Consider the following 17,696-nt stretch of genomic DNA (forward strand, 5'->3'; position numbering starts at 1 on the left):
TAATTTGATAGTCACTGCACAAGGGCTTCTGCACAATATCTGCGCGCCCAACACCTATAGAACAGTGACCCAGCCTGATGAAACTGCAACCTTTGCCGCCGCTCAACAGCCTGGTGGCGTTCGAGTCCGCAGCCCGCCACTTGAGTTTCACCGTGGCGGCCCGCGAACTGAACGTCACCCAAGGCGCCATAAGCCGCCAGGTACGATTACTCGAAGATTACCTGGGCACGGCGCTGTTCACCCGTACAACTCGGGAAATCAACCTCACCGCCACCGGCAGCCAGTATTACGAAAGTGTGCACGACACATTGCAGCAAATCGCTCAGGCCACGGCGGGTATACGTCACTGGCAAGGTGCGCAGCAAGTTACTGTCGTCACCAGCACGGCAATGGCGTCGTTGTGGCTGCTGCCGCTTGTAACGGAGTTCCAGCGCCAGAATGAGGAGATTGACCTGCGCATCATCGCGACGGATCAAGTCAGTGATTTTTCCCGGCTGGACTGTGACCTGGCGCTTTATTACTGCAGCACGCCGCCAAAAAACATGAAAGTTACACCGCTGTTCAACGAAGAGATTTTCCCGGTATGCAGCCCCACCTATCTGGCGCAACACCCAGGGATCGAGACGTTGGAACAGTTGGGGGGATGCACCTGGTTGTGGCTGGAAGATCAGCACCGGGACTGGATAGGTTGGAAAGAATGGTTCCAACGCCTCGGCTACCCGGCGCCAGAACCCAGGCGTCGCATCAATATCAACAGCTACGCCATGCTGATCCAGTCAGCGCTGGCAGGCCAGGGGATCGCCCTGGCTTGGTCAGGCCTGCTGAGCAACCACTTGCAGACCGGCAATCTGGTGCGGCCGACGAAAGCAATATTGCGCACCGATGCGCAGTTCTGCCTGCTGGAACCCCAAGGCCGGGCCCAGAATAGACAAAGTGTCAACCGCTTCCGCCAGTGGCTGATGGCACATCTTGCCAAAACAGTTGATACCTGAGAGACAGTCTCGGGTGAACGTTGACGCGCTGGCGGGCGAACCAGACCACGGCTACGTCCGGGCAACTTTTATCGGTCGTCGAACGGAGCAAACACATGCACCACCCATTCGACGAACAGCCAAGTCTTTGCGCTGAGATGTCTGTTGCTCGGATAGACCACGCTCAATCGATGTCGCGGCCGATTCCAGTCGTCGAGCACGGTGCGCAGCCAACCTTCTCATGCCTGCACATTTTCTATGCGAATCGCAGTCTATCGTCACCTGCTCTAGCGTTGATCATCTACGCCCTGCGATATCCCAATCGAGCAAGCAAAGTAAAAAGATAGCATCCAGACTCCACCTACAGAGATGCCTTCGCATGAGCAAGCCTGCCGCACGCCCTCACAAAGTTCTTATGCTTCTGACATCAGACTTCGTCACTGCCCGCTACGAAGCGCTGCGTACCCGAGCGCCCGATCTCAACATCGTCACTTCCCGACTCAAGTACCAACTCCACCGCAACCAGCACCGGTTCGAGACCGGCGATAGGCACAGCAGCCAGTACCTGCATCATGATTCGATCACCGTTGGTGTGACGCCTCAGTCCCCGTTTGAGAAGCAGTAACGGCTTCGGTAGATCGGCAAATGGCGCGCCATTACGCAGTGCCCCGGGCTTGCGTTCGATAAGCGGGATGTAATGCTGCCAGTCAAAACTGACCTGATCTCGATCAAGGAGGCGCTCGTGGCTGGCTATGACCGTTTCATCGGCGATGACCACGATTCGCGAAGGATACAGACGGCTGCTGACCCACTGGCCGACTCGCTCACATGGCACTGAATAGCGATTTCGCGCCACGCTGATCAGGCAGGTGCTGGAGACCCGCACGGTACGTTCGACGTAGCCATCAAACGCTGTCGGCATCGGCATCATTTCAACCCGCTCCAGCTCCAAGACCTCGGCCACCGTCAGCCCGCTGTACTGAGGATGCACCAGCTCGCTCCAGAGCGACCGGCAGCGTTGACCGAGCCAGATATTCAGTTCTTCGAAAGTGTGAAACATGCAGTCTTGAGCGTCGATCCAAATGCGCCGACGGCTGTCTTGGACGTTCTTTTCAACGATGCCTTTTTCCCAACCCGAGGCGACGTTGCAGAAGTCTGGGTCGAACAGGTAGTGGGCACACATGACAGCAAATCGGGCATTAACCGTAACGCATCCAAGACCGCCACCAAGTATTCGTTGGTTCTTGGCGCAGCGTTAAGTGCCTGAGACAAATAGGGCTCCAGGGATTCTGGTAGCGTCCGTGGCGTTTCCGACAGCTTTTTTAATAGTCCATTGGGCAGTGGTTAAAGATGTGGAGCGCTTCTGGATCGAATCTGGCACCGCGTCGGAAACTACGTTTGACAAAGCCCCATGAAGTGAGCGCTGAAGCAACTGCCCGCTTCTAATAAAAACCTGATCCAACGATAAATTTTCAATGCTGTTTATCATCGTTTTAAATCCACTACTAAGCCAGATTTCGAACTAGATAAAGCCAAGGTACTGCTCGAGCGCGCACGAGATCTGGCAGACGAGGTCTACTACCTGTCCCACGCCGAACGCGGGCAATTGAACTTCGGGGCCAGTCTACTCGCCATGGACGGGCCGCTGCGACATGCGCTGCTCGAACTGAAACCCATTGCCCACACCTGAGGCTGCACATCGAAGCCAGCCAGACGCCGAAACTATTAGTGCACCTGGAACAGGAACACATTGAGTTCTTCGTAGCCTACTCTGGCGAATTGGAACAGGACGATCGCTTCGAGGTGATCCGGCTGCCGGCCGAGCCCGCCGCCCTCTATTGCCGACCGGAACATCCACTACTCCAGCAGAATACCCCCCGTCACCGACGCAGGTACCGGGCTAGCCATGGTCCGCCGTTATGCTCGACAAATCTCTCGCCCCGCGTCTACGCGCGATGTTCAGCATGAAACAGAATCAAGCGCTGCCGGTGGAGCTATCCTGTGACAATCTGTCGTTACTGCGCCATCTGACGTTGTGTAGCGACAACATCCTGTTCACCTGGATCCCCTGGCTCGATCACGATGACCGCAATGGCAACCTAGTAAACTTGGGTTCCCTGTTACATCCCGAACTTCCGCCATCGGATATGTGTATCGAGTGCGCCATCTTGCAACTGGCGGGACGTACCCTATCGCCGCCCGCGCAGCGGCCAGTGGACCTGATCCTTGCACCGGCCTGACTCGCCGAAAAGACCTCACAATGTCGCTAGCCTGCCTTTCGTAACGCTGCGATATCCCGTTTAGGAGCAACTCCAAAAAGTCGACTGTATTCGCGGCTGAACTGGGAAGGGCTTTCATATCCAACCTTGAAAGCCGCACTGGATACGTCCTGGTGTTCATTGAGCATCAATCGTCTTGCCTCATTCAGTCGAAGCCATTTTTGATACTGCAAGGGGCTCATTGCGGTGAGTTGGCGGAAGTGGTTGTGGAAGGTCGGCGTACTCATCTGGACACGGGCCGCTAGCTCATCGACTCGAAGCGCCGAGGTGTAATTCAACTTCAACCAATCGATGGCTTTCGCGATCCGATAACCTTGACCATCGACAGAAGTTATCTGTCGAAGCCGGCCCGCCTGATCACTTTTCAACAGACGGTAGTGAATTTCACGCTGAATCAAGGGGGCGAGAACAGGAATGGCCTCCGGCTCATCAAGTAGCGCCAATAAGCGTTCGAACGACGCCAGCATGGCTGCGGTCACTGAACCAATGCCTACCCCTTTCGGAACTGAACGATCACGGGTGGGCGGCAGGTCACTCCGCGTTATCAACTCGGCCAGCATGCGCAAATCGAGCTTGAACGTCAGCCCTAGGCATGGGTGCTCGGGGCTCGCCGCGAGCACCTCCGAGTTGGCAGGCAAATCCAGTGAGGTGACCAGAAATCGCGTAGCGTCGTAGGGATAACCCTCACCGCCCGTCCACAACTGTTTCTCGCCTTGGGCGACAAGAATGATGCTCGGCTCGACCATGCAAACAACGGGCGGCGTCGGGTGTTCGCGCCGAAAGAAGCCGAGGCCCGCAATTGACGTTGCGTAGTCGCCCGGTTTCGAGACCCGCGAGCCAATGACCTGGGCGAGCGCCTCTTGGGGCGATGTGGCGGTTTCGGGTTGGGTCATCATGTTTGTCTCGTAGCTATCGCTGAACTCTAACTCGTCCGCACGCAACCGTCCTGAAAAAGATCGAAGACTCATAGAATCAGGCAAGTAATCGAGCGTAATACACTGTTATCAGTCTGAGCAGAGCGGGAAAATTTTCGTCCGACACACCATCGAGGACTTTCCCATGTTTGTACATGCATATGGTGCTCATGCGGGCGACAAACCCCTTGAGCCTTTGCAGATCACTCGCCGTTCCCCGGCCGCCCATGACGTTCAGATTGATATCGCCTTCTGCGGTATCTGCCATTCGGACTTGCATCAAGTGCGTGCCGAATGGGCAGGAACGCAGTTCCCTTGCGTACCGGGACACGAAATTGTGGGTCGTGTATCGGCGGTCGGCGCCCATGTAGCAGAATTCAAAGTCGGCGACTTGGTCGGTGTCGGTTGCATCGTCGATAGCTGTAAACACTGTGACGACTGTGAAGCGGGCCTGGAGAACTACTGCGATGGCATGATCGGCACCTACAACTTTCCGACGCCAGAAGCGCCCGGCTGGACGCTGGGCGGCTACTCGCAAAACATTGTGGTGCATGAGCGTTATGTCCTGCGCATCAGTCACCCGGAGAAGCAATTGGCCGCCGTCGCGCCGCTGCTGTGCGCGGGCATCACCACGTATTCTCCGCTGCGTCACTGGAACGCCGGGCCGGGTAAGAAAATCGGTGTGGTCGGCATCGGCGGGCTGGGCCACATGGGCATCAAACTGGCCCATGCGATGGGCGCCCACGTTGTGGCGTTCACCACGTCCGAATCCAAGCGCGAAGCGGCGAAGGAGTTGGGCGCTGACGAAGTTGTGGTATCGCGCAACGCTGAGGAGATGGCCGCGCATACCAAGAGCTTCGACTTCATCCTCAACACCGTCGCAGCGCCCCACGATCTGGATGTTTTTCTGATCTTGCTCAAGCGCGACGGCGCGCTGACGCTAGTCGGTGCGCCCGCCTCGCCGCATCCATCACCCAATGTGTTCAACCTGATCATGAAGCGTCGAACGATCGCCGGCTCGATGATCGGCGGCATCCCTGAAACGCAGGAGATGCTCGATTTCTGCGCTGAACATGGCATCGTCGCCGACATCGAACTGGTTCGAGCCGATCAGATAAACGACGCCTACGAACGAATGCTCAAGGGTGACGTCAAGTATCGCTTCGTGATCGACAACGCCACATTGGCTACCCAAGCGAAAGACTCCAGCCAATAACGACTCAACCGAAAGGAAGATCCAGTGAGAGGTATTTTTCTCGCCTTCGGGCTGCTTGTTACCACTTTTTCCTCAATGGGAGCCGACATGTCAAACAGCGCGTACAACTTCTACAAAAGCGAGAAAGTGACCGTTGAAAAGATCACTTTCAACAATCAATACGGCATGAAAGTCGCGGGCAACTTGTTCACCCCGAAAGACCTCGACCCGAAAACGAAAAACGCCGCCATCATCGTTGGCCACCCCATGGGCGCAGTGAAGGAGCAAAGCGCAAACCTCTACGCCACCAAAATGGCCGAGCAAGGATTTGTCACGTTGTCGCTGGACTTGTCCTTCTGGGGCGAAAGCGAGGGCACTCCTCGTCAGGCAGTCTCGCCTGATATCTACGCCGAAGACTTCAGTGCCGCCGTGGACTTTCTCGGCACTCGACCCATTGTTGATCGTGAACGTATCGGCGTCATCGGCATCTGTGGCAGTGGCAGCTTCGTCATCAGCGCGGCGAAGATTGATCCGCGCCTCAAGGCCATCGCCACCGTTAGCATGTACGACATGGGCGCGGCCAATCGTAATGGCCTCAAGCACGGTGTAACGGCTGAACAGCGCCAGCAGATCATTCACGAGGCGGCGCAGCAGCGAGACGTGGAGTTCCAGAATGGCCAGACCCGCTATACCAGCGGCTCACCACTCAAACTGACCGGAAACGCCGTGGGTGACGAGTTTTACGAGTTCTACCGCACTCCACGAGGTGAGGTTACGCCTACCGGTGCTTCGGCGCAGACAACCACCATGCCGACGCTGACCAGCAACGTGAAATTCATGAATTTCTATCCGTTCAACGACATCGAGACGATCTCCCCTCGCCCACTGCTGTTCATTGCTGGCGCCCAGTCACACTCACTCGAGTTCAGTGAGGACGCTTACAAACGCGCTGCCGAACCTAAAGAACTGCTCATCATTCCAGATGCTGGGCATGTGGATCTCTACGACCGGGTCAACCTCATTCCATTCGCCAAGTTGACCTCGTTTTTCAAAAGCAACCTGAAGTAACTGGCCGGTGCCCCTGGCAGGGCCCCCCGGTCTCTCTCGCGGCCTCGTTTGCGGGGCCGCGACGCTTCGCGCATGACAGGATTCAATCAATGCCCAATCACTCCTTCCACACCCTCCGGAAAGCTGAACAATCGTGGGGCGCCGTATTTGCCATGTCGCTTGCAGCTTTCGTGCTGGTGGCGTCGGAATTCATGCCCGTCAGCCTGCTGACGCCGATTGCCGCCGATCTACAAATCACCGAGGGGCAAGCGGGCCAGGGCATTTCTGTCTCTGGGCTGTTTGCGCTGTTCGCCAGCCTCCTGATCGCTTCGGTGGCGGCGCGGGTCGACCGCAAGCCACTGCTGTTGTCACTGACTGTGCTGATGATCATTTCGGGAACAGTGGTCGCTTTCGCACCGAATTACTGGGTATTCATGATAGGTCGCGCGTTGATCGGGGTAGCGATAGGCGGCTTCTGGTCTCTGTCGGCCGCAACCGCCATGCGCCTGGTGCCTGAAGACCAGATCACTCGCGCCATGGCAATCGTCAACGGTGGCAACGCTTTGGCAACAGTGATTGCAGCGCCGCTGGGCAGTTTCCTTGGCGCGTTGATCGGCTGGCGCGGTGCATTTTTGTGCGTTATCCCGGTCGCGGTAATCGCCTCTGCCTGGCTTCTGTTTAGCCTTCCGGCGATGAAGTCACAAAGTGGTTCGGGCACTGGGAATGTCTTCAAGTTGATGAAAAGCCTACCGGTCGCGTTAGGCATGTTGGCGGTCAGTGTCTTTTTCATGGGGCAGTTTATGCTGTTTACCTACCTGCGCCCGTTCCTCGAAACGGTCACACACGTCAGCGTTTCCACGCTGTCGCTGATGTTGCTCGTCTTGGGTCTAGCTGGGCTCGCGGGAACCTTCCTGATTGAAGCCTTCTTGAAAAATGGCCTGCATCGCACCCTCATCGTCATTCCGATATTGATGGCGGTGATCGCACTGGCGCTCGTTTCATTCGGCAGTTCGGCTGCCATCACCACTGTCTTGTTGGGTCTCTGGGGACTGGTTGCAACGGCAGCTCCAGTGGGATGGTGGACATGGCTGGCCAGAACATTGCCAGAGGCTGCTGAAGCGGGAGGCGGCTTAATGGTGGCGATCATTCAAATGGCCATTGCCTCGGGTGCAACCGTTGGCGGGCTGGTGTTTGACTTGAGCGGCTATCGCGCAACCTTCGAGTTGAGCGCCGCGTTGCTGGGCGTGGCGGCTGTACTTGCCTTCCTGGCTGCACGCTCTGCCACGCGAGAGCCGATTGCATCGGTGAACATCGCATAAAAAAAACACAAGACACGCCAAGGCATCCCTTGTGTTCCGGTGGAGCAATCGCTCAGAGGCTGGACGGTAAAATATAAAGCTTTCCAACTGCGGTACATCCTCCAGACCTCTGAGACCGGAGAAACACACATCGAAGCACTCCCGCAACAACTGCAGCCCGAGTTCTTCCTAGGAATCGTGGTGATGGTAGAAGGACCCGCGAGAAACATCGGCTATCTGCAATAGTTCGATGATTCCCATACCACCAAAACCATGCTGGCTTATCAGCAAGCGCCCAGCATCCAATAGCCTGGTTCTGGTCCTTATACCTCCCAAAGCCAACAGAAGTATAAGCCTGCATAACTGAGCCAGCGCTGCAAAGCCAAATAGACCCCGCAACCCAGCGCCAATAGGCCTGCCGGAATTGCCGACAGAGAGATCAAATCAATCTGCCTGGACAGTTGGATGACCACCGAAAGGTTATGGCGCTCGGCCGAAGAACTGCGCTGAAGAAGAGGCATGAGGCATGCCGCCATGTTGGTTACGCTCTCCTGCATTAAAGCTCGGCGGCCAAGCGCGAGCCTTGGTTGATCGCACGCTTGGCATCCAACTCGGCAGCCACATCAGCGCCACCAATCACGTGCACTCGCTGCCCGATGGCCACCAGACTTTCATGCAGTTCGCGCTGCGAGTCTTGCCCTGCGCAGACAATTACGGTGTCTACCGACAGAACTTTAGGCTCGCCACCAGCAACACTTATGTGTAATCCATCATCATCAATCTTGAGATACTCAACCGAGTTAATCATCTTCACGTTTTTGTGCTTCAAGCCGGTGCGGTGGATCCAGCCAGTGGTTTTACCCAGTCCATCGCCAACCTTAGACTTCTTGCGCTGCAGTAAGAATACCTCGCGAACCGCCGGCTGCACCTCTGCCTTGATTCCGGCGACACCGCCCCGCGTGCTGAGTGTCGCGTCGATGCCCCACTCCTTCCAGAAGGCGTCCCGGTTAAGGCTGGTGGCCTCGCCGCTATGGATGATGAATTCGGAGACGTCGAAGCCGATGCCACCGGCACCAATCACCGCGACCTTCTGGCCGACCGGCTTACGCTGAAGGAGGGCATCTAGGTAGCTGATGACCTTTGAGTGTCCGATGCCTTCGATGGCCGGGCTGCGCGGCACGATGCCGGTAGCCAGGATCACCTCGTCGAAGCTGCCCCTGGCCAAGTCCTCGGCCGACACACGGGTATTGAGGCGAAGGTCGACGCAGGTGATTTCCAGCTTCCTCTTGAAGTAGCGCAGAGTCTCGTAGAACTCTTCCTTACCAGGAACGCGCTTGGCGACATTGAATTGACCACCGATTTCGCTGGCCGCGTCGAATAGGGTCACACTGTGTCCACGCTCGGCCGCTACGGTGGCGGCGGAAAGGCCCGCTGGGCCGGCACCGACCACGGCGATCTTCTTCACGGTGGTGGTGGGGATGTAGTTCAGCTCGATCTCGTGACACGCGCGCGGGTTGACCAGACAACTCGTCAGCTTGCCGCTGAAAGTGTGGTCGAGGCAGGCCTGATTGCAGCCGATACAAGTATTGATTTCGTCGGCGCGGCCGGCAGCGGCCTTGTTGACGAAGTCAGGGTCGGCGAGGAACGGACGAGCCATCGACACCATATCGGCATCACCCTCGGCTAGCACCTGTTCCGCCACTTCTGGGGTGTTAATGCGGTTGGTTGTGCACAGTGGGATTTTTACCTCGCCACGCATTTTTGCAGTGACCTTGGTAAAGGCCGCACGCGGCACCTTCGTAGCGATGGTCGGAATGCGTGCCTCGTGCCAACCGATGCCGGTGTTGATCATGGTGGCACCGGCCTTCTCGACGGCTTTGGCCAGGAGGACGATCTCGTCCCAGGTACTGCCTCCTTCGACCAAATCGAGCATCGATAGGCGATAGATGATGATGAAGTTCGGGCCTACCGCTTCGCGCACTCGTCGAACGACTTCTACCGGAAGGCGCATACGGTTCTCGTAGCTTCCCCCCCACCGATCAGTGCGGTGGTTGGTATGAGCAGCAATGAACTGGTTGATGAAGTAGCCTTCTGAACCCATGATCTCGACACCGTCGTACTCGGCCTGCTGGGCCAGTACAGAGCAAGTGACGAAATCCTGAATCTGTTTTTCTACCCCCTCGTTATCTAGCTCCGTAGGTTTAAACGGCGTAATCGGGGCCTGAATGGCGCTTGGTGCCACCGACTTCGGGCTGTAGGCATAACGACCGGCATGGAGGATCTGCATGCAGATCTTGCCGCCCACCTCGTGCACCGCGCGGGTGACGATTTTGTGCTTCTCGGCTTCTTCGTCGGTGGTCAACTTGGCCGCGCCGGAGTACACCCCGCCCTCCGCGTTCGGAGCGATCCCTCCGGTTACAATGAGGCCGACTCCTCCTTTCGCACGCTCGGCGAAGAATGCCGCCATACGCTCGAAGCCATTCGGCTTCTCCTCCAAACCAGTGTGCATAGAGCCCATCAGCGTACGGTTCTTGAGAGTCGTGAAGCCAAGATCTAGCGGAGAAAGCAGCTTAGGGTAGATTACAGAGCTCATTCATGGCCTCCGGCGTGTCCTGGATTACGTGCAGACTCTGTGTATGGTCAGCACTCTGTATCCAGTAATGGATTTGGAATATATGCAGGCGCTCCTTCCGGCCATCACCTAATTAGCCGCAGAAAGAACCTTCAAACTCGTGAGCGCCGACTTGCCTATAGGTGCTGAGCACCGACAGTGATCAGACGCTCAGGGGTAAGCCGAAAAAACCAGCCGCTATGGAAGCGGCTGGTCGGCCAGCTACTTAGCCAAGCTTCACATTCATGGTAATTCGTGCGGTAAAGACCTTCACTCCAGCCTCGTCGAAAATTTCGACCGGAACGACTTTGTCGCCCGACGATTCCCAATCGACTTCGCCGCCGTCGGCGATTGCATGAACGGAAGTCTTGGCTTTAGCCAGATACTCGACGGTCATGCCTTTCGGAATCCATTTTGCGCCGCTAGGAATGGATACTTCGGTCATCATGCCGCCGGCGAGCTCTGCCGCGTTACACAGTGCGATAGCGTGAACAGAGGCGAGATGGTTGGTGATTTCTTTGCGGAAAGGCACTTTCACTTCAGCGCGACCGGGAGTCAGCACGGAAATTTCCGGAGTGATGGTGCCGAAGTAGGGGGCCATTTGGCAGGCCATGTTGCTGAAAGCTGAAGCGCCAACGCTTTGGTACATGCCGAGAGTCTGGCTCATGAAGGGTGACCTCTGATCTAGTGAACGGTAGAGTAAGATACAGAATACTTTTCTGTTACAGAACAATATTCTTATTTTGGCAGACCGTCAACGGCTCGTAAGCGTCGTCCGCTCCCTTACCATCACGTTTTTTTGGCAAGACTGAAGAACGGAACCTGCTGGTCTCCTTGAGAACTGTTATCCCGGGCGACGAGCCGAGTCCAATCACAGTGGCAAGCGGTTCATCCAGGTTGGGCTCAGTCATGCGAGATTTGCACCGGTCACGCAAAGGTAGTGTTGAACGCTACAAACTTGCGATGCGGTGATATACCTACGCTTTCGTCGTCTAAGTTGCTCCCGTGACAGCGAAGTCTGGAACGCAGCGTTACTTCAAGCACTTGATTTCACTGGCAACCATTTCTAGCTCCACGCACGGCAAAACGAGACGATGAGGTGGACTCAGTAAAAACGATGTTCTGGTTTTGGTGCTTGGAGGATCGCTTGGGAACGCATGAGGTACGTCCAGTCCAGCGTGCAGTTGCGCCCAATAGTATTGGCTTGGACAGCCGCGGCGACCCCATCAAGAACGGCAAGCTTCTGAGTTATAAGAGAGGCGAAAGAACCCCATCCGACCGGCTAGTGGAGCAAATCGAACAGTAAGTCCCGCGATCAGCTTGGAACCTGGATCACTCGCTTTGGCTGGTGCTCCGGACGTCAAAGTTGCTCAAGAAATCGGCGTGCCAGTGGGGGCGCCACACCTTGGTCCCCTGGAGCGGCGTGCAAACCTGGACAGCCTTGCCTCTCAGTTACGCCGACTTAGGGCAAGATTTCGGCTAACATGAAAACCCACAAGTAGGATGAGTACTGGTACTTAGTATGAAACCAGGCCAATGATGGCGCTCAGATCAACCATGCACGAGGAAATGCGCCGTGCATTTTCGCTGTTTTCAGGCAAGTGGAAACTTGAAGTCAGGCGGTTGCTAAACCAGCGAATCTACCGCTTTGTGGAACTACGCAAGGCGATTAGCGACATCACGCAACACATGCTGACGGCGCAACTGCGAGAGCTTGAAAACGATAGCCTGATCTGGCGAACAGTGTTCGCGGAACCTCCCCGCGTCGAATATGAGACGACACCAAAGGCAATTGTACTCGGACCGACGATGGCGGCACTCGCCACCTGGTGGAGCGAGTACGGGAAAAGCGTCCCCGTGAAACCAAATCCACGTTGGCGAAAAGCTAACAGCATCCGCAAAGGTGATGGGACGGGTTAAACCTGAGCGATTCACTGCAGCCGAGGTGATATGCAACGTGCACTTTGCGCCTTGAAAGCCAGCTGATTCACTTACTCAAGGTCAGTTAGCTATCTAGTCTATTTGCGTAATCGAATTCCAAGCAGCCTTCGCGAGAAAATCCTGATACTGCTTCGGGCTTTTTTTGACCCTCCCGGAAAGCCAGGCACGCGAATAGCTTTCTATCGCTCCGATGATGAGTGACGGTAAGAGTTCTACAGGAAGATGACTGAACTGCTCCTTGCGGCCCTCGACACTCATCCAGTCCAACAACTGCCTGTTGCGTTGTTTATTGCGTTCAAGCAATTCACCGTTGAAAGGCCCATTTGAGACGGCGTAGCGGCTTTGGAAAACAAAGCGAGCCCAATCCGGTTGTTTATCGACCCATTCAGCGTAGCTATAGATAAGAGCCGTTACACCCGCTTGAGCAGTCTGTGCCTTCTGCAAATAGCTATCTCGGAGCGCTGCCTGATCTTCTAGCGCAGCAAAAAAAAGAGCAGCCACAAGTCCCTCTTTACTGCCGAAGTGATGATAGATAGCGCCTACGCTCGTTTCGCATTGAGCCCGAATGGTTTCGATGTTTGTGGCTTCGATTCCTACCTCGTTAAAGCAAGCAAGCGCTCGGCGCAGGATAGTGCGCTTGAGCTCGCTACGCCGTCCCGGATAGATACGCTCGATGAGATCAGTTGAATGCATGAGGGGAAACGCCAAATGAAACGGAGTCTACAGGGTGAACGCACCGTAAAGAAAGCTACGCTTAACAGCATCCAGAAATACAGAATATTACTCTGTACGCAGCCCAGAGGATATCTCATGTGTCAAGCTCTAAGCATGTCCAACAGCGTAGGCCCCGCCGCGTTCAGCAATATGGCCTGCCTAATGGCACCTTATTTCCGTACGATCGCCCCTGAGATTTCAGAGCTCAGCCCAGGCCATGCAGTCGTTAGCGTGCCGTTTCGCAAGGAAATTACCAACCATCTGGCATCTGTTCACGCGATAGCCCTGTGCAACGCAGCCGAGCTCGCGGGCGGAATGATGACTGACGCTTCGATTCCTTCAGGCTCCAAAATGGATTCCGAAAGGCATGACCGTTGAATATCTCGCGAAAGTAAAATCGAGCATTCGAGCTGTAGCTGACGGCAGCGGTATTGACTGGAAAATCGCCGGCGACAAGTTCGTTCCGGTTGATATCTTCGACGAGGGTGGCGTGAAGGTTTTCATTGCCAGAATAACGATGAATGTGAAAATCGCTTAGGCCTTTTCTATAGGCTCGGCGTTTCGCCGAGCCAAATCGCTCCTGCTGGGAACATGAAAAATGCGTCATAGTTTCAACGATTAACTGTCACCGGTAGAGTTTGAAAAACGCTACACAGCAAGCTTGGGGAGTGTTTAGAAAACCCGAGGCGATTCAGGGCGTTACACTCCCCCTAAATAATGAGGATGAAAGCGGACTCTGGACCTGCATTACAGAGGCACCTCCGCCTTCGTCAGAAAGTGTCGGTACGTCGCGCAAAGATTCAACAAGGCAAAGACTTTCACCAACTGTTTTCTTGCGCGGCCATGGAAGCGCTCCTTTACTCCATCCAACTCGGTATTGCGTCTTCAGTGATCAGCGCTGATGTCTATCTTCACTCATGCAACGTGATTGCAACCCAGAATATCGTCGGGTAGGCGACAGTCAGCAGAAATCTTTGCAAAAGTTCGCGTTGTACTTTTCGATTTAGATCCATCGTTTATAAAACACCGGGTAACCCCTAAAGGAGGAGCCTGCAATGCGAGGCGCTTTTCACTTCCTGGCCCGCATACCGAGCAACTGCAATGCCTTTGTCAAGGTCTGCTGACTAAAACATAGTCGATGAATGCGCGAAGTTTGGGCAGTACATTTCGCCGACTGGGATAATAAAGCGCCAATCCGGGAAAGGTCACCGAGAAGCTTTCGAGTAAGACTTCAAGTGTTCCTGCGTGGATATTGCGCGCAACGAGAGATCGCGGGAGCATGAACAATCCGACCCCTCGCTCCGCGGCGAAAATACAAGCGGCCACATCATCCAGTATCAACGGACCGCGAACCCGCACTACGTATCTTTCACCCGAGACGTTGAATGTCCAGTTGTCCAACACAATACCCGCCTGCCGATAGGTGATGCACGGCAGGCTTAAGATATCATCAGGTAGCAGAGGCCGCGCATAGCGCGCAATCAGGGACGCTGAACCTACAACAATGCTGGGTTCCTCAACGGTCAGAGGCACCGCAACCATATCAGCGTGTACATAAGAACGCGGTCGTACTCCGGCATCGCAACCTTCATCAATGATGTCCACGAGGTGATCATCACCGACGAATTCAAGCTGTATTCCCGGGTTCGCGTTAAGGAACCCAGGCACGAAGCGTTCTGTCAGCATAGGAACACTTGCCCTGGGAACACTGATTCGAAGCAGCCCGGTTACAGACTCACCGAAGTTACGCGCGGACTCAATTCCCAAAAGTACCTGCTGAGCAGCAGGCCGCACTTGAAGCAACAGTCTTTCTCCAGCCTCTGTCAGTCCGACGCTTCTGGTAGTTCGAGCCAGCAGTGGCACCCCCACTCGCTGCTCGAATGTGCGTATCGCCTGACTAACAGCTGATGGCGTAATGCCAAGGCGGCGTGCAGCCGCCCTGAAGCCGCGTTCCTCGGCGACCGCCAAGAACACGAGAACCCCATCTAACTCATCGCGTCCGATTGTGTAGTTCATCTAAACAGTATGAGTGGGTGGCAGTGGATTATCAACCACGGCATTCAAGGGGAAAATAATGTATCAACCCCCTAGAAAGGATTGTTTCATGAATGCTGAAACCAAACAAAACCGCGCCTATCACCTCGAAAAATTTGGCGGGCTCGATGGCCTTGTCAACGGTGCCATAGCGATTCCGATTCCGATTCCGGCCTCAGGCGAAGTCGTCGTCCGCGTACGCGCCTCCTCGTTGAATTTCCGAGACATCCTCATTCTGCAAGGACACTACACAGCGCCCGTACCGTCGGGCACCATCCCTCTTTCCGATGGTGCAGGTGAGGTGGTCGCCGTTGGCGAGGGAGTGACTCGCTTCGTCACGGGGGATCGAGTCGTGAACTCATTCTTCCCTGAATGGATCGACGGGCCGTTTACCGGAAAGTATTCCCAGTACTCATATGATGTCGACGGCTGGCTGGCAGATTACCGCGTCACGTCAGAAAACGCTCTGGCACACATTCCTGACAGTCTGAGCTTTGAAGAGGCCGCTACCCTACCTTGTGCTGCGGTCACTGCGTGGTCTGCGGTCAAAGGAGTAAGCGCAGGCGACACGGTACTGACACAGGGAACGGGGGGCGTCTCGTTGTTCGCCATCCAGTTTGCGAAAGCGCTGGGCGCGCGTGTCATTGCCACGACATCCAGCGATGATAAGGCCGAACAGCTCAAGCTGTTGGGTGTAGCCGACATCATCAACTACAAAACTCATCCCGCATGGTCGCAACAGGTCCGAGCGCTTACCAACGGCAATGGTGTCAATCGCATCGTTGAAGTGGGTGGCTCAGGCACTTTCCAGGAATCGGTCAAAGCCATTGCGGTGGGTGGCCAGGTTTCGATGGTGGGTGTACTGGCGGGCTTGGAAGGCAGCGTAGACTTCATGTCCATGTTCATGAGCCAGGCGCGATACCAGCCCATCGCTCTGGGCAGTCGACAAGATCTGGAAGATTTGATCGCAGGCATCGCCGCGCATGGAATCAGCCCTGTAATCGACAGTCGTTTTGAGTTTGGGAACGCCAAGCTGGCGTACGAAAAACTCATGACACGCGACGTTTTCGGCAAGGTCGTTATCAGCCACTGATGTGATGACCACCCAGTCAACGATAACTAAAGGATCGATCATGACTGCTTATGTAATTTTCATCCGAGAAAAAACGGTCGACCAGCACGAGCTTGAGATCTATGCACAAAAAGCGACCATTGCTCTTGCCGGCCTGCAGTCCACGGTGCTTTCAGCCTATCAACGGATTGAGGCGTTTGAAGGGGACTTACCAGAAGGTGTTGTACTTTTCTCGTTCCCAACATTCGAAGAGGCCACGGCCTGGTATCACGGCGACGCGTATCAGTCCATCGTTGGACACAGGCTCAAGGGTGCAGTCTATCGAGGGTTTGTCGTAGACGGCGTAAGTTAAAACTCCTACCGAGGATCCAGAACCCTGCAGCCGTCGAAGGACACTTACCTAGGCTTACTATTCAGGAAATGAAGCGCGCAGGGGAACCTGCGAGCATTTTCGCTAGTCCATGTGGCAGTCCCGGTCACCTGATCGCCCATCACCACACGCCGAGGCACTCGGTAAAATGGTATGGGCTATGCGTCAGGAATACTCAGACAACGCAATTGGGGAGCAGTAAGGTGCGCTCGCCAACTCGGCCCGCCCTGCTGAAAGGCCATGGTCGACGCCAAATTACCCGTCTCGACCGGATCGCACCCCGGGTCGCTGACCAGTGCAGCAGCAATCTGCATAATCTGCGAATCATCGCTGGCGATCGGCATGCCGATCCGCCAGGGTGCAGCTTTCCACTAGATCAGTTTAATGAAGAGACAGCCACCGCAAGGAAGCTAAGGCCTGTACAAGCCTCTAACACGTACCTAGCGGATCTGCTCCCTCAGGCATGAGGCCGCTAATATGTACACATCCCAAAGCTATAATCAGCTGGAGAAATTGTTTTACCGTCCCATTGATGTCGCAATTCGCTGGTGTGACCTTATGATTTACGAGGCTCAGATTCTTGATGCCGCATGGGATTGTTCCACCTCGCTTTCCAAAACATTCCCCCAATGGCCGTGTCTTCCTGCCAACATCGAAAGGATATTCGATGCTGTTCGCAACCATGAGCTTCCGTTTGGCCTTTTTGGCGTGACGGTAGCTCCAGGAACCCCCATCGACTGTAGGCTGCTCACGGTCAGGCATACCGACCTCAAATGGTGGATGTCACATCATTATCCCGATCAGCGTCCGGCGTTCCTATTTGGAAAACTGCCCGCTGAGAATGAACAAATCAGTTTTGGTACTTACCTGACATTGCGAGCTGACCGGGAGGCGCTGGAAGTACAGCTCAAAGCGAGTGACGCCGCCCTTCGTGAGCTCCTTGAGGAACTCAAGGCTATCGGTTTGGAACGGGAAAGCTTACGTGCACTCGTTAAAGCACAAGGTAAGCTCAGCGAGCGCAGCGAAACTGGATATCAGCATGTTATCGGTGCCTTACTCGAAACCCTCCTCGGATCCTCGCCAGCTGGAAAACCCAACTCCGTGTTCGATAGCCAAGCCGCTATCGTTGATTCAATAACTGCGCACTATGAAGGCACTCCAGGTTTGAGCAAACGCTCTCTCGATGAAAAGTTCGCCGCCGCCCGGCGGAGCCTTTCCCGGACGTAAGTCCGGCAGTCATTGCATTGCAA

General features: G+C 55.3%; 15 protein-coding genes and 2 pseudogenes. 10 read left to right on the top strand and 7 right to left on the bottom strand.

The window, feature by feature from the left end; all coding sequences use genetic code 11:
- The first annotated feature begins 77 nt into the window (after nucleotides 1-77).
- Entirely contained in the window at nucleotides 78-992 is a 915-nt protein-coding gene (locus V5F23_RS16955) for a LysR substrate-binding domain-containing protein (protein ID WP_338495732.1), read from the top strand.
- Between the two features lie 469 nt (nucleotides 993-1,461).
- On the opposite strand, the pseudogene V5F23_RS16960 reads toward V5F23_RS16955, so the two are convergent.
- Nucleotides 1,462-2,178: pseudogene (locus tag V5F23_RS16960) on the bottom strand (IS21 family transposase); the annotation flags it as partial.
- Nucleotides 2,179-2,696: 518 nt separating this feature from the next.
- Nucleotides 2,697-2,825 carry a hypothetical protein gene (locus tag V5F23_RS16965; protein WP_338495733.1) on the bottom strand — a complete coding sequence of 43 codons (129 nt, stop codon included), beginning with the start codon at nucleotides 2,823-2,825 and terminating at the stop codon, nucleotides 2,697-2,699.
- A gap of 65 nt (nucleotides 2,826-2,890) precedes the next feature.
- On the opposite strand from V5F23_RS16965, the gene V5F23_RS16970 reads away from it, so the two are divergent.
- Nucleotides 2,891-3,211 (top strand): hypothetical protein, encoded by a 321-nt coding sequence (locus V5F23_RS16970; protein WP_338495734.1) that lies wholly within the window; start codon nucleotides 2,891-2,893, stop codon nucleotides 3,209-3,211.
- A 26-nt stretch (nucleotides 3,212-3,237) separates the two neighbouring features.
- Here V5F23_RS16970 and V5F23_RS16975 read toward each other — a convergent pair whose 3' ends face one another.
- Complete coding sequence (locus V5F23_RS16975; protein ID WP_338495736.1) at nucleotides 3,238-4,146, bottom strand: AraC family transcriptional regulator; 909 nt, start codon at nucleotides 4,144-4,146, stop codon at nucleotides 3,238-3,240.
- 163 nt (nucleotides 4,147-4,309) lie between these two features.
- On the opposite strand from V5F23_RS16975, the gene V5F23_RS16980 reads away from it, so the two are divergent.
- From V5F23_RS16980 to V5F23_RS16990, 3 genes are all read left to right on the top strand, one after another.
- Nucleotides 4,310-5,380 carry an NAD(P)-dependent alcohol dehydrogenase gene (locus V5F23_RS16980; RefSeq protein ID WP_338495737.1) on the top strand — a complete coding sequence of 357 codons (1,071 nt, stop codon included), beginning with the start codon at nucleotides 4,310-4,312 and terminating at the stop codon, nucleotides 5,378-5,380.
- Nucleotides 5,381-5,404: 24 nt separating this feature from the next.
- Nucleotides 5,405-6,427, top strand: a complete 1,023-nt coding sequence (locus V5F23_RS16985; protein WP_338495738.1) for an alpha/beta hydrolase — start codon at nucleotides 5,405-5,407, stop codon at nucleotides 6,425-6,427.
- 89 nt (nucleotides 6,428-6,516) lie between these two features.
- A complete protein-coding gene (locus V5F23_RS16990; protein ID WP_338495739.1) occupies nucleotides 6,517-7,725 on the top strand; it encodes an MFS transporter in 1,209 nt (402 codons plus the stop codon).
- Between the two features lie 535 nt (nucleotides 7,726-8,260).
- Here the strand turns inward: V5F23_RS16990 and V5F23_RS16995 are convergent.
- Together V5F23_RS16995 and V5F23_RS17000 are read right to left on the bottom strand one after the other, a co-directional pair.
- A complete protein-coding gene (locus tag V5F23_RS16995; protein ID WP_338495741.1) occupies nucleotides 8,261-10,297 on the bottom strand; it encodes an NADPH-dependent 2,4-dienoyl-CoA reductase in 2,037 nt (678 codons plus the stop codon).
- A 244-nt stretch (nucleotides 10,298-10,541) separates the two neighbouring features.
- Nucleotides 10,542-10,982: a hotdog fold domain-containing protein gene (locus tag V5F23_RS17000; protein ID WP_003174093.1), complete on the bottom strand. Its 441-nt coding sequence runs from the start codon at nucleotides 10,980-10,982 to the stop codon at nucleotides 10,542-10,544.
- Between the two features lie 890 nt (nucleotides 10,983-11,872).
- Here V5F23_RS17000 and V5F23_RS17005 point away from each other — a divergent pair.
- Nucleotides 11,873-12,235 (top strand): helix-turn-helix domain-containing protein, encoded by a 363-nt coding sequence (locus tag V5F23_RS17005; protein WP_338495744.1) that lies wholly within the window; start codon nucleotides 11,873-11,875, stop codon nucleotides 12,233-12,235.
- A gap of 93 nt (nucleotides 12,236-12,328) precedes the next feature.
- Here the strand turns inward: V5F23_RS17005 and V5F23_RS17010 are convergent, their stop codons facing one another.
- Nucleotides 12,329-12,949 carry a TetR/AcrR family transcriptional regulator gene (locus V5F23_RS17010; protein ID WP_338495745.1) on the bottom strand — a complete coding sequence of 207 codons (621 nt, stop codon included), beginning with the start codon at nucleotides 12,947-12,949 and terminating at the stop codon, nucleotides 12,329-12,331.
- Between the two features lie 117 nt (nucleotides 12,950-13,066).
- On the opposite strand from V5F23_RS17010, the pseudogene V5F23_RS17015 reads away from it, so the two are divergent.
- Nucleotides 13,067-13,508, top strand: a pseudogene (locus V5F23_RS17015) (hotdog fold domain-containing protein).
- A 572-nt stretch (nucleotides 13,509-14,080) separates the two neighbouring features.
- Here V5F23_RS17015 and V5F23_RS17020 read toward each other — a convergent pair.
- Entirely contained in the window at nucleotides 14,081-14,986 is a 906-nt protein-coding gene (locus V5F23_RS17020) for a LysR family transcriptional regulator (protein ID WP_338495747.1), read from the bottom strand.
- Between the two features lie 88 nt (nucleotides 14,987-15,074).
- On the opposite strand from V5F23_RS17020, the gene V5F23_RS17025 reads away from it, so the two are divergent.
- The 3 genes from V5F23_RS17025 to V5F23_RS17035 all read left to right on the top strand — a co-directional run bounded on the left by V5F23_RS17025 (nucleotide 15,075) and on the right by V5F23_RS17035 (nucleotide 17,673).
- The gene (locus tag V5F23_RS17025; protein ID WP_338495749.1) at nucleotides 15,075-16,097 is read left to right on the top strand and encodes an NAD(P)-dependent alcohol dehydrogenase; all 1,023 of its coding nucleotides are present in this window, start codon (nucleotides 15,075-15,077) and stop codon (nucleotides 16,095-16,097) included.
- Nucleotides 16,098-16,137: 40 nt separating this feature from the next.
- A complete protein-coding gene (locus tag V5F23_RS17030; RefSeq protein ID WP_338495751.1) occupies nucleotides 16,138-16,428 on the top strand; it encodes a DUF1330 domain-containing protein in 291 nt (96 codons plus the stop codon).
- A gap of 495 nt (nucleotides 16,429-16,923) precedes the next feature.
- Complete coding sequence (locus V5F23_RS17035; RefSeq protein ID WP_338495752.1) at nucleotides 16,924-17,673, top strand: hypothetical protein; 750 nt, start codon at nucleotides 16,924-16,926, stop codon at nucleotides 17,671-17,673.
- Nucleotides 17,674-17,696: the final 23 nt, after the last annotated feature.

It is taken from the genome of Pseudomonas sp. WP18 (genome assembly GCF_036689585.1).
GTDB classification, from domain to species: Bacteria; Pseudomonadota; Gammaproteobacteria; order Pseudomonadales; family Pseudomonadaceae; genus Aquipseudomonas; species Aquipseudomonas chlororaphis_E.

Excerpts from the sequence above, each read along its gene's own strand:
- V5F23_RS16955 (WP_338495732.1), top strand. The coding sequence starts at position 78 with ATGAAACTGCAACCTTTGCCGCCGCTCAACAGCCTGGTGGCGTTCGAG.
- V5F23_RS16965 (WP_338495733.1), bottom strand. The coding sequence starts at position 2,825 with ATGTTCCGGTCGGCAATAGAGGGCGGCGGGCTCGGCCGGCAGCCGGAT.
- V5F23_RS16970 (WP_338495734.1), top strand. The coding sequence starts at position 2,891 with ATGCTCGACAAATCTCTCGCCCCGCGTCTACGCGCGATGTTCAGCATG.
- V5F23_RS16975 (WP_338495736.1), bottom strand. The coding sequence starts at position 4,146 with ATGATGACCCAACCCGAAACCGCCACATCGCCCCAAGAGGCGCTCGCC.
- V5F23_RS16980 (WP_338495737.1), top strand. The coding sequence starts at position 4,310 with ATGTTTGTACATGCATATGGTGCTCATGCGGGCGACAAACCCCTTGAG.
- V5F23_RS16990 (WP_338495739.1), top strand. The coding sequence starts at position 6,517 with ATGCCCAATCACTCCTTCCACACCCTCCGGAAAGCTGAACAATCGTGG.
- V5F23_RS16995 (WP_338495741.1), bottom strand. The coding sequence starts at position 10,297 with ATGAGCTCTGTAATCTACCCTAAGCTGCTTTCTCCGCTAGATCTTGGC.
- V5F23_RS17000 (WP_003174093.1), bottom strand. The coding sequence starts at position 10,982 with ATGAGCCAGACTCTCGGCATGTACCAAAGCGTTGGCGCTTCAGCTTTC.
- V5F23_RS17005 (WP_338495744.1), top strand. The coding sequence starts at position 11,873 with ATGCACGAGGAAATGCGCCGTGCATTTTCGCTGTTTTCAGGCAAGTGG.
- V5F23_RS17010 (WP_338495745.1), bottom strand. The coding sequence starts at position 12,949 with ATGCATTCAACTGATCTCATCGAGCGTATCTATCCGGGACGGCGTAGC.
- V5F23_RS17020 (WP_338495747.1), bottom strand. The coding sequence starts at position 14,986 with ATGAACTACACAATCGGACGCGATGAGTTAGATGGGGTTCTCGTGTTC.
- V5F23_RS17025 (WP_338495749.1), top strand. The coding sequence starts at position 15,075 with ATGAATGCTGAAACCAAACAAAACCGCGCCTATCACCTCGAAAAATTT.
- V5F23_RS17030 (WP_338495751.1), top strand. The coding sequence starts at position 16,138 with ATGACTGCTTATGTAATTTTCATCCGAGAAAAAACGGTCGACCAGCAC.
- V5F23_RS17035 (WP_338495752.1), top strand. The coding sequence starts at position 16,924 with ATGTACACATCCCAAAGCTATAATCAGCTGGAGAAATTGTTTTACCGT.